The sequence below is a fragment of the Butyricimonas sp. BSD2780061689_150309_C8 genome, assembly GCF_015560935.1.
Taxonomy (GTDB): Bacteria; Bacteroidota; Bacteroidia; order Bacteroidales; family Marinifilaceae; genus Butyricimonas; species Butyricimonas paravirosa.
On the sequence record NZ_JADMSV010000026.1, the window covers coordinates 37,680 to 54,044 of the forward strand.

The following is a 16,365-nucleotide window of genomic DNA, read 5'->3' on the forward strand; positions in this document are numbered from 1 at the left end:
AAAATTTAAATTTCTCGACTTAATATCAATTACATAATTCTAAAAAACTTCAATTATTTATCTTACATTTATGGAATTTCTGTTCTCCCCGCATCTATGTAATAACATTTCCCCCGGGAATTGCGAATAAACATAGAAAGGAAAAGAATAATTAAACAGATAACGATATGATGAAAAGATTACTTATTATCACGGTATTAATATTCGGCGTACTTGCCGCTTTCGGACAAAAAAATGTTTCCGACAAAGAAAAAGAGGCAGCACCGAAAACAGCCTTAATCGAGGCGCAAAAGGATTATCAGAAAGCAGTAAAAGAAAAAAATTCTCCATTACTGATTCAATCATTAATCCGCCAGATCAAATACCAATCTTTGATTGACATGGACAGTATTCCTCCCATGTTACAAAACTTGGAAGAATACATAGAAACAGACCAGAATATTGTTGAAAAAAGTATTCTCCACTCGTTATTGGCAGAACTTTATCAAATGTACTTCAATACCCAGCAAGGCAAGATCAACCGTAGAACACCAATCACGGGTTACGTACCCCGTAATATGTCAGAATGGACAGGTAACATATATCGAGAAAAAATATTCCAACACGCACTGGATGCGGTAAAAGCCCAACCCCAACTCTCCGAGGTAAATTGCCTCTCGTACAAAGAAATTCTCGTACTTGGGAAAAACTCACCGGCACTTCGTCCGACGATGTACGATTTCCTTGTGTATCGCAGTATTGATATTCTAAACACTATTTCTCGTTACGATAAACAAGAAGCTATCACGAACAAGCAACTACTGTTCGCCCCGATGAAAGAATTTGTACAAATGCCCATCGAGGTAAAAAAGATGGATGCTTATTCAAACACGCTCAAACTTTATCAATCATTATTACAATCCGAGATTGCGGCTCAACGCACGGATGCAATTCTTATTTCCGATCTGGACCGTTTGGAGTATGTGAACAATATCATCGGTTTAAGTCTGAACGATTCTTTATACATTCAGGCTTTAGAACAATTGTCACAACAATATAGCAAAAACCCTTACAAAGTTGAAATTCTTTACGAACTTGCCCAATATTATTACCAAGGAAGTTATATTTCAATCAATAGAGATCCTCAAAAAGCCTTGGATATATGTAATAGCGGGATACGCCAGTTCCCCAAGTATTTCCGGATAGACGTTTTAAAACAATTAGCCAAGGAAATCACCCAAACTACCGTATCTTATTCTATAAATCCCAACGTGTACCCGGGACACAAACAAGAGGTGAACCTTTCCTTCAAGAACTTATCAGAGATTTCAATCTCGCTGTACAAAATCACGGAACCCACTCTGGAATACCTGAATTTGAACAAAAGAGTTCCGAAACTGGAAAAAATATCAACTCACACGTATCGTCTTCCCAAGCGACTGGATTCTCAGGACACGATTCTACGACTTCCCGTACCTAACACGGGACGCTACCAGTTAACCGTGTCTTACGCAAATAATCCCAAAGCGGACTCATCCTATTTCAGTTCCAGCCGTCTATCTACCATCGCCCGCAAAACGGGAGAAACAACTTATAATGTCCTCGTTTGTGATCTCATTAGCGGGGAACCTATCGAAGGGGCAAAAGTAAAAATCTACAAGAGAAACGGACAAAAGTACAGTCTCGCAGGAGAATTTTCTTCCGACAGAAACGGGATTGCCACGTTGAATGAATCCAATCCTGACAATTATTACCAAGTAACCTTGGGAGAAGATAATCACGGCACGATAAATCGCCTTCCCTACCAATACTTTGGCCGTACGGATGAGCGATCATCATCAGTAAACCTTTTCACAGACAGGGCAATATACCGCCCCGGACAAATAGTATATTTTAGCGGCATCAGTTGGGAAGCCACCCAAGACGCATCCAAAGCGATTGTCGGGAAAAACTATACAGTAACTTTACAAGACGTGAATCAACAGGTTATCGCAAAACAAGAAGTCCGGACAAACAAGTTCGGTTCCTTTGCCGGAAAGTTCTCCTTGCCCAAAGAAGTGTTGAATGGTATGTTTATCATCTCTACTGATGGAGGTAGCCAAATGATCACCGTGGCAGAGTACAAACGTCCGAAATTCGAGATCACGTTTAACCCGCTGAAGGATGCCTACAAATTAGGGGACCGGCTTACCGTTTCCGGTATTGCCAAAACTTATTCCGGAGTCAACATCGAAAATAGCAAGGTTACCTATACCGTACAAGCCCGTACTTTTGATTGGGGCCTCCAGGAAAATACAATTGCAGCAGGAAAAACACAAACGAATGCAAAAGGAGAATTTGAGATCTCTTTCCAAACGAAAGAATCTCCCAATACTCCTGCAATATACAGAGGATTCGAAACCTACACGGTTTCCGTCACGGTTACAACGTCCAACGGGGAAACTCAGGAGGCACAATACCCGATTATCATCACAAATCAACGTTATCAGTTAAACACCCTCATTACCCCTGAAATCAATAAAGATATTCCAAGTAAGATTCTAGTTACCACCCAAAATCAACTCGGTTATCCCTTGACAGAAAATATCACGTACGAACTACTCTCTCTTAAACCGTTACAAAAGGTAGGAGAGCAATATGACGAAGGGAATCTACCCATTGACAAAAAAGTTCGAGAAGGAACGTTCACTACCGGAGAAAACAAAAAACTGGAAATAAATTTGTCATCCTTACCTTCCGGTGCATACTTATTGAAATTTGCGGGAACAGGAAACGATAAAGATATCACTTACCAAAGGATTGTCTATCTTTACTCCACTCAAGACGCACGCCCACCCTATCCTACTTACTACTGGTGCGTGCAAGAGAAAACTGAATGTGCTCCCGGCGAAGATGCCAAAATTCTGGTAGGTTCGTCCGCTAAAGACGTGTATGTGTTATACGAGGTATATTCCAATCAGAAATTCATGGAACGCAAACGCTTCATGTTGAATAATTCCAATACAACCTTGTCTATCCCTTACAAGGAAACTTATGGACCAACAACAGAGGTTTTCATCAGTTATATAAAGGATGGAAAATTCTTCTTGGAAAACATTACTTTAACCCGTAAAGAAGTAAGCAAACAACTGGATATTACCACAAAAACATTCCGAAATCACCTTACTCCCGGACAACAGGAAGAATGGTCATTCATTGTCAAAACAGAACAAGGAAAAGCCGTTATAGCGGAAATGATGGCGGGAATGTATGACGCCTCTTTAGATAAGATTCGTCCACATCATTGGAATTTCAATCCTGTCTACTCCACTTATAGCATGTCCCCCAGATGGAGATATACTACCTATCCGCTAAACGGTTATTTAAGCGAACGCATCAAATGGGCAAATGCCCCCAGATTTGAATATGATGTATTAAATCTATATGGCCTAAATCAGTTTGGATTCTCTAACGAGACACAGATCATGGTAAGAGGATACGATGGAGTATTGGGAGCCTTAGCGAAAGAAACTACAACAGAAGACGTGGCGGTTGTTGCTTTCGGGAAAGTTGCAGGAGTTTCCAACTTAAGAAATTCTGACCAGAGATTCTACGCCAGAGGCTTATCTTCTTTTAAAGAATCCGGAGACGAGGCCTTTGCAGCCGGCGAACTTGCTTCCCCGGAAATCAGACAAAATTTCCAAGAAACAGCCTTTTTCTTCCCTCAACTCTTGACAGATTCAACCGGTAACGTGGTCATTAAATTTACAGTACCGGAATCAACCACCACGTGGAAATTCATGGCTCTGGCACACACACCGACCATGCAGTTCGGACAAATTGAAAAACTCGTCGTTACAAGTAAGAAATTCATGGTTAACACGAACTTACCACGATTCGTACGTACAGGGGATAAAGTCGTATTACAAACCACAATTAATAATCTCTCGTTGGAAATACAGCAAGGAGAAGCCTACCTTGAGTTATTCGTTCCCTCAACCAATGCCGTGATCAGCAAACAGCAGGTAACGTTTAACGTGAAGGCACAGGAAAATCAAACCGTCAACTTTGAATTTACCGCCCCGGAGAACATGGATTTACTCGGCTGTCGCATTGTTGCCTCTTCTTCAGAATTCAGTGATGGAGAACAGCACGTACTGCCCGTGGTTCCTAACGCAACTTTAGTCACCCAGACACTACCCATATTCACGAGTCAACAAGGCCAACAAACATTCAAGCTGAATGCCCCGAAAGGTGTCACCCCGTATCGCCTGACCCTGGAACTCACGGCAAACCCGATATGGTATGCAGTGTTAGCTCTACCGACTATAAACACACCACAAACAGATAACGTGACCGAAATCACGGCATCCTATTATGTCAGTACACTTGCCACGGCCATTGCCAACGCAAACCCGCAGATCACAAATACCATCCAGCAGTGGATGCAAAAACCGGATGCCACCCTAACCTCTCCGTTAGAAAAGAACCCGGAATTGAAATCTATCCTATTGCAACTTTCTCCCTGGGTAACCGATGCCCAGAATGAAACTCAACAGATGCATTCATTAGGAGAACTTCTGGATGTTAATCGCCAAAATTACATCTCACAACAAGCGATCAACAAACTTGCCGAACTGCAAAATGAAGATGGCGGATGGTCTTGGTTTAAAGGATTTAATTCCAGTACCTTCATGACAGAAAACGTGCTGGAAGCTATGGCAAGACTTGTCTCTTTAAACGTCACAAGTCACCCGGAGCAGGTGAAAAAGATGCAAATCAAGGCATTACAATTCCTGGATAAACAAATACAGGAATCCTACAAACACGTGAAGACAGCCGGATATTCTCAAATCTTGTACTTGTACACACGTAGCGCATACAGAGATATTCCACTGACAGAGGCTCTGGAGGCACATAAATATTATCTCGGCCAACTGGAAACGTCATGGACAAAACTTTCTCTTTACGAAAAAGCCTTAACTGCCATCGCTATGCAACGTTACGGTAAAACGGATATTGCCAAACAAATTATCCGTTCTCTGAAAGAATATTCCACGACAACCCCCGAAATGGGAATGTATTGGGCAAACAACCGTTCTACCCTGTTCACGAATTCCACTATTCAAACCCACGTGGCCATCATGAGCGCCTTCCGGGAGATCGAAGGAAATTCCATGGACACCGAGTTGATGAAACAATGGTTATTACGGCAGAAACAAACCCAAAGCTGGGGATCAACGCCAAGTACGGTAGACGCCATTTATGCCTTGTTACTCACGGGAAATAATCAATTGGCATCATCAGAAGAACTGACTATCAAACTCGGAAACAAGAACCTGAATGTTTCCCCGGAAGAAAAAACACTCGGTTACATCAAACAAACTTTCACGAGTAAAGAAATTACCCCGAAGATGATGAACGTAACCCTTTCAAAGAAACAGCAACAAACAAGCTGGGGTGGTCTATATTTACAATACTTTGAAAAATTAGACAAGATTACCAGTCATTCAGGTGGTATCTCCGTGAAGAAAAATCTTTTCATTCAGAAAGAAAATGCCAATGGCAATACACTTACCCCACTGGCAGGACAGGAATTACAAGTCGGAGACCGAATTTGTATCCGCATCACGGTAACCAATGATCAGGATATGCAATTCGTACATCTGAAAGATTTGAGAGCCGGATGTTTCGAACCTACTGAACAGCTATCTGGTAACCGCTGGCAAGACAATCTTGGATACTATCAAGAAACCACAGATGTCGCAACAAATTTATTCTTTGATTTCCTCCCCAAAGGCACGCACGTGTTCGAATACACGGTATGGATTGCCCAAAGTGGGACTTATCAAGATGGCATTACCACCTTACAATGTATTTATGCTCCACAATATTCAGCGAATAGTGATGCCGGAAGTGTTACCGTTCAGTAAACAAAAGAAAAGTTGAGAATTTGATTCTCAACTTTTCTTTTTGTAGTCTCACATTTATTTCTCTTCCAAAATTAAGCGGAAACCTGATCCATGTACATTTTCTATTTTGATCGCTGGATCATCTTTAAAATATTTTCTCAACTTGGTCACGTAAACATCCATACTACGGGCCGTGAAATAATCGCTGGCTCCCCATATCTCATTCAACGCCTTATCACGTTGTAACAGACCATCCCGATGATAATATAATAATTCCAGCAAACGAGACTCTTTCGGGGTCAACTTGATAACTTCATCACCTTTTGTAATCGTACGCAACTCCGTGTTAAACAAGTAAGCTCCCAATTCTATCAATTTAGGTTTCACTTCCGTTTCTTCATGTTCGCAACGGCTGAGAATAGCTTTAATCTTAAAGATCAACAATTCGGAATCAAACGGCTTAACAATATAATCATCTGCCCCAATCTCGTAACCCAATTTCATGTCATCCTTCATACTTTTAGCGGTGATATACACGAAAGGTACTGTAACGTCCAGCTCCCGGATTTTCTTACCTAAAGTAAAACCATCCATCTCGGGCATCATCACATCCAATAGACACAAATCGAACTTTTCCTTACGAAATGCTTCAAAGCCATCGACTCCGTTCGTGCAGTGTATCACATCGTAATCGGATAACTCCAAATAAGATTTCAGAACCGACCCGAAACAAGGATCGTCTTCTACCAAGAGTATTTTATGTCCCATATCTATTTATTTATATTTACTATTTCAACTCTCCATTTTAAAAATAATCTCTACCTGAGTTCCCTTATTCTTCTTTGAGGTTAACTGGATCTCTCCGCCATGCAATTCCACGATCGATTTCGCATAGCTCAACCCCAATCCGAACCCTTTCACGTTATGCACGTTCCCGCTAGGTACCCGATAGAAACGTTTGAACACCTTGTCCTGCGCCTCCTTCGGAATTCCGATTCCCGTGTCTCGAACTCCAATAATAAAACGGTTACCCTCCTGTTTCGTGTATATGTATATATTCAACGAATCATGGGAATATTTGATGGCATTATCAATCAAATTACAGACAACATTCAGCATATGTACCTCGTCCGCAGATATTACATAACCTTCCGGGTCTAGTTCGGCTCGAATAACTCCTCCCTTCTCTTCGACTTGTAATCTGAAATGTTCTACGGCCTCATCCACCAGCACGTTTAAGTTTACAGGAACTTTTTTCAAATGTACTTCTCTCCGGTCCAGCTTAGCCTGCAACAAGATTCTTTCCACGTATTTATTCATCCGCTCGTTCTCGTTACGGATCATTGAATTAAACTTCAATATCTGTGTTCGATCGTTCAACACCTTCTCTTTCTCAATAGCAGACGTGGCCAGTGAAATCGTTGCCAAAGGGGTCTTAAACTCGTGTGTCATGTTATTGATAAAATCATTCTTGATCACGGACAATTTCTGTTGCCGCATGATAATCACGATTGTAATAATAAACACGCTCATCAAACCGATAATACAAAAACCCGAAGCGATAAACATCCATCCCATATTATTATAGAAAAGAGAATCTCTCGTATCAAACATCACACACAGGTTAGCATCTTTCGTAGTCTGGTCATTGGGAAACAGTTCCACGTAATAGAATCCTTTTGTCCCCTTTTCCTTGATATATTGTACGATTTGCTCCCGGGTCATGATCTTCCACGTGAACGGATTATCAATTCCCGTATTGATCATTTCCTCTTTCAAGTAAGGATTCAGATCAACATTCTCCAAACGTTTTTCCACTTGCGCCATCTGCGGGTCCTTCTCCCTCAAATAACGAATCACAAACTCCCGTACCAGATCCATCATTCGCTGACGCTCCAAAGAATCGGCTAATCTCTCGGCCTCCGATGTCGCAGAACGCATCACTTGATAAAGGATATTATTATCCCGGTCTGTTTCCAAGATATAACCGGGGCCCATCCGTCCTCCCGGATTCATAAAAATCCTCAACATGCTAGAGATATTTCCCCCCTGCCCTTCTCCGACCTTACCTTTAGAGAAAGCAAGCGAAAAAAGAGAGATTTCGTTATTACCCGGGTCTTCATCCGCCAATACAGAATCCTGAGTATGATTCATCGTAGAAATAACTTCCTCCACCTGCGTGTAGCGTTCTTTCAAATCATTAAAAAGACGGATATTATTAGTTTGCTCAACCAAATTGACAGCTTTCCCTAAAACATCGTACACCTTTGAGGTGAAACGAGCCTCACCTTCCCGCATACTATATTTCATCCAAATCCATTGCACGCTCACCACCGCGATAAAAGCGATAAGCATAATGATAGATAATATTCTGATTATTATTTTTTTAATCATAAGCTGCCATATACAATCAGCGAAAATAGCATTTTTTATTTCATCATGCAATGACTTGAAAAGAAAATATCATGAAAAAGAGGTACCCGGGTAAGGTACCTCTAAAAAACAACTAAGTAATAAAAACGGGAAAATTAAAACCACCATAATGGTTTTATGCTTTATTTTAGTTTGCTCTCTAACACTTTATAAATGTTACTTTCTTTATTTTCAACAGCCATTTTGTTGAACAGTTTCTTTTGTAAATCCAAACTATCCACCAACTGGTCTTTAATCAAAAATAAAGAAATTTCTTTACGCGGGTTAGCAACAATCAAATCTCTTGTCCAATTGGCTTGCTTTTTCAGGAAACGTTGTTTTTGCAACTGGTGAATACCTAACATAACCTCGTCATCTTTGGAAAGTTTCTCTTTCTTGCTGATCTTCTCGATACGCTTGTCGATCTTGGCAATATCTTCACCAAATCTTTCCTTGTACATCTTCTTGATTTCCTTGTACTCGTCCATCAAACCAGAACCATCAGCTTCGATTTGATCCGGGAATTTGATTTTACCTTTGATCCAGATCATATCTTTTGTATCCAAAATAGCCTCAACTGTGGCCTTTCCATCAATATCAACCCATACTCTTCCCGGGATTTTAAACTGATCTGTTCTTAAATCTATTTTACCATCTTTCACCTCTTGTTGTGCCAAAATCGTCAAACCCGGTTCGCCCGGCATCTCTGCTAGTAATTTTACTGTTCCGTTCAGTCCTTCTACTTCTCCCCGTACTTTTACCGTATCACTATCGCATGCACAGAACAAAAGTGTGGCAAGTACTAAAAATAAACTAAATCTTTTCATAGTAAATAAGTTTTGTCTCCCATTCATGTCTTATCATGAATGTAAATTTCATCTGTTATTTTATCAAGCTCTTATAATAAACCATACATCACAGCGAGCAATATTACCCCCTGTAAACATGGACAAATATACAAAAAAATTTATAACCCCACACTTCTTAAAAGTAATTTAGCAGAGCTTGATGGTTTCGGTGCATCAACATCGACAATTCGCCCCTCCGGATCAATCAGCATATAGCGGGGCATTACAGTAACCATATAACGAGAATAGAAAGCATATGTGTTGTTTACGACATAATGTTCTCCGGGGAGATTTTTTACTTGTCCCAGCCATTGGGAAGGTCCCATGCAAAAAGTAGCGAAAAGAATATTCTTATCTTTATACTCTTCGACAAGTTTTTTCCACTCAGTCTGAACCTCTTTATCCATCTCTCCATAGCTAGAAGCCCAAACAGATATGTATAGGAATTTACCCCTCAAATCTTTTAAATACAATGCCTTTCCGTTACTATCCTGTAAAGAAATATTCGGAGCGGTAGCCCCTGGAGACAACTTACGCCAGCGATCTACCAGTTGTTTTATCTTCACCATTTTACTGGTGTCAGACACTTCATTCCAACATACTGCTAATAAATAATCGGCATCTTTTAACCCGTTTTCCTGAAAATAATTATAAACAACCTCGGATAATAAATAATCCCGAACCTTTACACTATTGACATTTGAGCGGATATAATTAACCAAGCGACGCATACTGAAATTTTGTCCCTTGTAATAAATATAAGTCAAAACAAAACGTTGATAGCTATCAAAAGCTAACATATCTTCGTTATTAATGTCAAACTCGGACACGAAATTATCATACAATGCTCCCGGTTTATACAATGTATCAAAAGCCACATGACTACGGGGATAATGTATTGCCTGTTCTGCAACACGATACCTAATCCGTTCCCGTTCCTGTTTTGTGAATTCTTCTCCCAAATTCTTTGCCTCTAACAAAACGATACTAGTATTAATATTTTCCCGCATCCTATTCACAAAATCCTTTTCGTTCAGTTTATATAAATTAGGATCATAAATATGATATCGATTTTGTTGTTCCTTCAAATAAGTATTGATCGCACTCAACGTACCTTTAAACTGCAAGGAATTGGACACATTCCTCACGTTATTCATACTGATTTCTAAATCTTCTCCGGGTGTTAAAAAAACTTGAATCGAATAAGGAATGAAACGAGCATAGGTACCCTTTTCCAGTTCTATCTTACCGGAAAAATAATGTTTCTCATCCAAGCGAAACTTATGAAGGCTATCATTTACTCGAAAATAAACAACAGTATCACCCGTCTCTACCCGGCCCGACACTTGCACGCTTTTATTACGAGTACAAGCAACGAAAAGAATAATAATTATTATACCTACAAAACTCCTCATGCGTCAACACATTAATTTTTAGAATACAAAGATATATATTCAGCAAAAAACTATGTGTTAAAAAAAAGGTAAATAAAAAAGGCAACCGCATGGTTGCCTTTTTGCATATCTTAACAGATAATTATTTTGTTATTGCAATGAAGTCGTTGTTTTCAAAGAATTTAGCAAATTCCATATCGGTTGCAGCCAATTGTTTGAATGAACCATCCAAAGAACATGCTTTTCTTAAGTTCTCGATTACTGCAGTAGCATCATTGGTTCTAGCACCAATAACAGCTTTCAAGTAATAAGACATCGGACATTCTTTGTTTTCAGCATTCAATTTCTTCAACGCCTCGTTATTATTTCCAGCAAGCACGTTAGCTAAAGCAGCATTCACGCAATTGCATTGACCGAAATAATTTACAGCAGCAGCATAGTCACCGCTCTTGATAGCCACGATACCTTTGTTATAGTTAACTTCGTCACCAGCACCGGTAGCAGCACCAAAATAAATTTCAGCTTGTTTCAAATCACCATTTTTCAAAGCTACAGCACCCAAGTTGTTTTGAACAACTGGATTGTTAGCTGACATGGAATTAGCTTTATTGAAATTAGATTGAGCAGCAGCGATATTACCCATTTCAAATTGAATCATACCTGCATCGTTGAAACCTCTCCAGTCATTCGGGAATTGTTTCATACAAGCCTCATAGATAGCTAATTTATCATTGTTATTATCGAACAAAGTAGCAGAATAAAGTAATTCTTCTACATTCAAGTCTGCCGGATTTGATTTAGCTAAAGCTTTCAATTCATCGTCTGACTTACCAATCAATTCGGTATTTACAACAAACAAAGATCTTCTTAATTTCGGAAGGATCTGATCAGCAACAACTGCGAAAGCAGATGCGATATTTCTGATTTCTCTCTCTCTTACTTCAGGATCAGAGTGCATTGACAATACGCGAAGGATCAATTCTTTATCCTGAATATTTGATTCTTCCATAGCTTTCTTGAATCCGTCCCAGTCTTCAGCTACAACGAAATTCTTGAAGAAATTCTCGTCTTTATACTGATCAACTTTACCTTTCTTCATTTGTTTTTTCAAGAAAGTAGAAGAACTCTTTTCACGTTGGTTAGCTAATTTCTCGTTGAAATCATAAGCACCATCAGGAGAAGCGTATGATCTAACATCAATTCCGTTCAAGTTCATATTTTCTTTCGCTGCAGCTTCTTTGATGTAAGCCTCTAACTTTTTCATTTCTTCAGAAGTCATTTCTTTAGAACGAATGTTTGCAGAGTTAATCAAATAATAGATAGCAGCCTCTTCCTGTTGCTTGATAATCCGTTGGAATTTATCCTCTCCGACTGAAGTTGCAGGAGCGTTTACTACCAAAGTTTCAGTAGCAATCACACCATCGCCAATTTTTCTCGGATCGAATTTCACGGTTTTGGCACCTTTTGCCCCGGTAATATCGATTTCCAAATCAGAAAGTCTCATTGCATCCTCGTAAGGAATACGGCTCATGTAAGAAACGGTCTTACCAGCTTCGTAAGGAATCACTTCTGCATTACCCTGAACTTTCTCACCTTGGATAGCTTTCATTTCATAAGCTTTCTCTCCTCCTTTGAAACGCAATACAGGGGTAGCCTCAATAGCCACTTTTTTGTTAAAATATTTAGCCGGGAAAGTTACGTCTATCTTCAAATCAACCATTCCTCCTTTAGCCACTAATGTCTCCGGAGTAACAGAATACGTGATTTCTCCTGCACGTTTCTTCATTTTATTCAATGAAGAACAGGACACAGTTATTAACCCAGATAAGGCAACAACGGCAACAAAACCTAATGTTTTTTTCATACTCGTCTTAATTTTTATTGTAATACTCAAATTAGTTCACTTCCTTTTTCACAAAACAAATGTATAAATTTTTATTAATATATAAAAGGCTACACAAATTTTGTACCAAAAACTAATGAATTTTATCCAAAATCAGTTTCTCCGCTCTTTCCAGAGCTTTACTAACCCCCTCAGGATTTGATCCTCCGGCAGTTGCGAAAAATGGTTGTCCACCACCACCACCTTTAATTTCTTGAGCTGCATCCTTGACGATCTGCCCGGCATGCAATCCAAAGTCTTTCACCAGAGTATCGCTGAACATCACGGTCAAATGAGGCTTATTATTAAAGACACCACCAATCACCAGAATGAGGTTATTCAACTCCCCTTTTAGCTGGAAAGCAATATCTTTCACGTTTGCCGGGGGCATCATAACCGTCTTCACAATCATGTTAATATCACGGATTACACGCTTTTCGTTCTTCCACCCTTCTTTCATGATCCGTAAACTCTCCTGCGTGAATTTCTCTACATCTTTCTTTAATCCCTCGTTTTCGTTCAACAGTTCTCTAACATTCTCTAATACACCTCGGTTAGACTTAAACATACTATCAATTTCCTTCATCATCTTGAAATAATTCAAGATATATTCTTCCGCCTTCGCTGCCGTAATGGCTTCTATACGACGAACCCCGGCAGAAACGGAACTCTCTGAAATAATCTTGAAGAACCCGATTTGCCCCGTGGCATGGGCATGCGTACCTCCACACAATTCCACAGATTCCCCAAATTTCACCACACGGACCAAATCCCCATACTTCTCCCCGAAGATAGCCATCGCCCCCATTTTCTTGGCTTGCCCGATAGGTATAGCCCGACTTTCTTCCAACGGATAATTCTTACGAATTTCCTGGTTCACTATGGCTGCAACTTTCTCCAGCTCTTCGTCAGTTACCTTCTGAAAATGGGAAAAGTCAAAACGCAAATACTCGTCACTCACGTATGATCCTTTCTGCTCCACGTGCGTTCCCAACACTTTCCGCAAAGCATAATGCAACAAGTGAGTTGACGTGTGATTATTCTCCGTGGCAACCCGTTTGTCCAAATCCACCTTTGCCGTGAACACCTGAGTCAAATCCTCCGGCAAACGGTCTGTTATATGAACCGTCAACCCATTTTCTTTATGAGTATCTAAAACATTAATCTTTTCCGTTTCTGAAATCAACCAGCCACGATCACCGACCTGTCCTCCACTCTCTCCGTAGAATGGAGTTATATTAAACACCAGTTGATAAAGCGTTTTTCCTTTCGTACTCACCCGGCGATAACGGGTAATCTGCACTTCTGTTTCCGTGTAATCATACCCCACAAACTCCTGGGTATCATCGGCAATCAATTCCACCCAATCATCCGTGTTCACGGCAGCAGCCGAACGGGAACGTTCTTTCTGAGCTTCCATCTCGGCCTTGAACTCCCGACGATTTACCACCAATCCGTTTTCTTTCAAAATTAACTCGGTCAAATCCAACGGGAAACCATAAGTATCATACAACTCAAAAGCCACATTCCCCGGTACAGTCAAGAAATCTTCCGCCTTGGTTTTCTCAATAATCTTATCCAATAACTTTATACCTTTATCTAATGTACGCAAGAAGGCATTTTCCTCTTCTTGTATTACCCGCTCAATCAATACCCGCTGAGAAGAGAGTTCCGGATAGTGTTGCCCCATAACCTCAATCAACACCGGCACCAACTTATACATGAATGCATCCTTCTGATCCAAGAATGTATAAGCATAACGAACAGCCCGACGTAAGATTCTCCGGATCACGTAACCGGCTTTCACGTTCGAAGGCAACTGCCCGTCTGTAATTGAAAATGCGATCGTACGCAAGTGATCTGCAATCACCCGCATTGCGACATCCGCAGCCGCATCCTTCCCGTATTCTTTTCCACTCAATCGGGCAATCTCCCCGATGATCGGAGTAAACACATCCGTGTCATAATTGGACGTCTTTCCCTGTACGGCCATACACAAACGCTCGAATCCCATCCCCGTGTCCACGTGATGACTGGGTAAATTCTCCAAACTACCATCAGCCTTACGGTTATACTGCATAAACACCAGATTCCAGATCTCGATCACTAACGGGTTATCCTTATTCACTAATTCACGCCCCGGTTTCAATGCCCGTTCGGCCTCCGGGCGCAAGTCTATGTGAATCTCCGAACAAGGTCCGCAAGGTCCCATATCCCCCATTTCCCAGAAATTATCTTTTTTATTCCCGTACAGAATCCGATCTTCAGGCAAGTACAATTTCCAATACTCCAACGCCTCTTTATCTTCTTCCAAACGATCATCCTTACTTCCCTCAAAAACGGTTGCATACAATCGATTTTTATCCAACCCCATCTCTCCCGTAAGGAACTCCCAAGCGTAAGCAATCGCCTCTTTCTTGAAATAATCACCGAATGACCAGTTACCCAACATCTCGAACATCGTGTGATGATAGGTATCATGTCCCACCTCCTCCAAATCATTGTGCTTTCCGGAAACACGCAAACACTTCTGGGAATCCGCCACCCGAGTTGCTTTCGGACGCACATTTCCTAGAATTATATCTTTAAATTGATTCATTCCGGCATTCGTGAACATCAAGGTCGGGTCCCCTTTGATCACCATCGGTGCCGATGGTACTATTGTATGTGATTTCTTCTCAAAAAAATCTAAAAATCTCTGTCTGATTTCTGCTGATTTCATACCTTCTAAATTTAAAAATGACATACGCAGATTCTGTCTTTCACTCTCTATCAACTCCATGCTTATTGCCCTAATCCTCGCTCGAAAAGAAATTCAGCTCCCTTTTTGACATCCTTCCTACCAAGCGCATTTCAACCGGGATTATCATGCTATCACTTTGATCTGCCTTGTTTACCAAGTTGCAAATTTAGATTATTTCTTTAACTTTGCATCGCAAACACTATTTTTTATTAGTAACTATGCGAAAAGCAGGGTATCATTTTAATTCGGACACATTATCTTTTGATAAAATAGAATCATCTTTAAGAAAAAGGCTTTGGAGATTATTCAAGAAATTCTTTTCTAGTTTCTCCTTGGCTATTGTCATGCTATACTTGGTATATGCTTTCATTGATTCCCCGAAAGAAAAACTTTTAAAACGGAAATACGAGGAAGTTCTCACTCAATATAGTTTATTAAGTAACAAGGTAGAACACCTGGATAACGTCTTAAAAGATATGGAATCCCGGGATGATAACATTTATCGGGTGATCTTCGAAACCGACCCGATCCCATCATCCATTCGCCGGGCAGGTTCCGGGGGTGTTGACCAGTACGAACATCTGAGACAAATCGACAATGCGGATCTGATTATCGGAACAGCCAAGAAAATAGATGAATTATCAAAAGCAATCTATATTCAAAGTAAATCCTTTGACAAGATTGAAGAACTGGCCAAAAACAAAATCGACATGTTAGCCTCCATTCCGGCTATCCTTCCGGTATCGTTGAAAGACAAAAATACACATCAGGTAACATCTTCATTCGGCTATCGGATGCATCCCATCTACAAAACCCCAAAATTCCATGCAGGTATGGACTTCACGGGTACTATCGGGACCCCGATCTATGCAACTGGCAACGGTGTAGTTATCGAAAGTAAATTTGATAAGGGATATGGCCGTCACGTGGTTATCGACCACGGATTCAGTTACAAAACGCTATATGCCCACATGGATAAAATCCTGGCTAAAAAAGGCCAAAAAATCAAGCGAGGGGACGTTATCGGATATTTGGGCAACACCGGACTATCCACGGGACCTCACCTACACTATGAAGTACGGAAAAATGACAAGCCGATAGATCCCATAAACTTTTATTTCAACGATCTCACCCCCGACGAGTTCGAGTTGTTAGTGGAGACCGCAAATAACACGGGACAAAGCATGGACTGATCCAATTTAAATTTTAGATTTAG

8 protein-coding genes are annotated in these 16,365 nt (G+C 40.5%); 2 read left to right on the top strand and 6 right to left on the bottom strand.

From position 1 onward, the window contains the following. The first annotated feature begins 167 nt into the window (after nt 1-167). On the top strand, nt 168-5,891 hold the full coding sequence (locus tag I2I33_RS16560) for an alpha-2-macroglobulin family protein (RefSeq protein ID WP_087419712.1): 5,724 nt from the start codon (nt 168-170) through the stop codon (nt 5,889-5,891). Between the two features lie 54 nt (nt 5,892-5,945). Here I2I33_RS16560 and I2I33_RS16565 read toward each other — a convergent pair whose 3' ends face one another. The 6 genes from I2I33_RS16565 to alaS form a co-directional block, all read right to left on the bottom strand. Beyond that, nucleotides 5,946-6,638 carry a response regulator transcription factor gene (locus I2I33_RS16565; RefSeq protein ID WP_087419711.1) on the bottom strand — a complete coding sequence of 231 codons (693 nt, stop codon included), beginning with the start codon at nt 6,636-6,638 and terminating at the stop codon, nt 5,946-5,948. 24 nt (nt 6,639-6,662) lie between these two features. Further along, the gene (locus I2I33_RS16570; RefSeq protein ID WP_229128353.1) at nt 6,663-8,264 is read right to left on the bottom strand and encodes a sensor histidine kinase; all 1,602 of its coding nucleotides are present in this window, start codon (nt 8,262-8,264) and stop codon (nt 6,663-6,665) included. 161 nt (nt 8,265-8,425) lie between these two features. Then, complete coding sequence (locus tag I2I33_RS16575; protein WP_087419798.1) at nt 8,426-9,109, bottom strand: hypothetical protein; 684 nt, start codon at nt 9,107-9,109, stop codon at nt 8,426-8,428. Between the two features lie 140 nt (nt 9,110-9,249). Continuing rightward, the gene (locus tag I2I33_RS16580; protein WP_087419709.1) at nt 9,250-10,545 is read right to left on the bottom strand and encodes a TlpA family protein disulfide reductase; all 1,296 of its coding nucleotides are present in this window, start codon (nt 10,543-10,545) and stop codon (nt 9,250-9,252) included. Between the two features lie 121 nt (nt 10,546-10,666). Then, nucleotides 10,667-12,388 carry a tetratricopeptide repeat protein gene (locus tag I2I33_RS16585; protein WP_087419708.1) on the bottom strand — a complete coding sequence of 574 codons (1,722 nt, stop codon included), beginning with the start codon at nt 12,386-12,388 and terminating at the stop codon, nt 10,667-10,669. Nucleotides 12,389-12,500: 112 nt separating this feature from the next. Next, nucleotides 12,501-15,128 (bottom strand): alanine--tRNA ligase, encoded by a 2,628-nt coding sequence (gene alaS / locus I2I33_RS16590; RefSeq protein ID WP_087419797.1) that lies wholly within the window; start codon nt 15,126-15,128, stop codon nt 12,501-12,503. A 239-nt stretch (nt 15,129-15,367) separates the two neighbouring features. On the opposite strand from alaS, the gene I2I33_RS16595 reads away from it, so the two are divergent. Beyond that, nucleotides 15,368-16,342, top strand: a complete 975-nt coding sequence (locus I2I33_RS16595; protein WP_027200388.1) for a M23 family metallopeptidase — start codon at nt 15,368-15,370, stop codon at nt 16,340-16,342. The last annotated feature ends 23 nt before the right edge of the window (nt 16,343-16,365 follow it).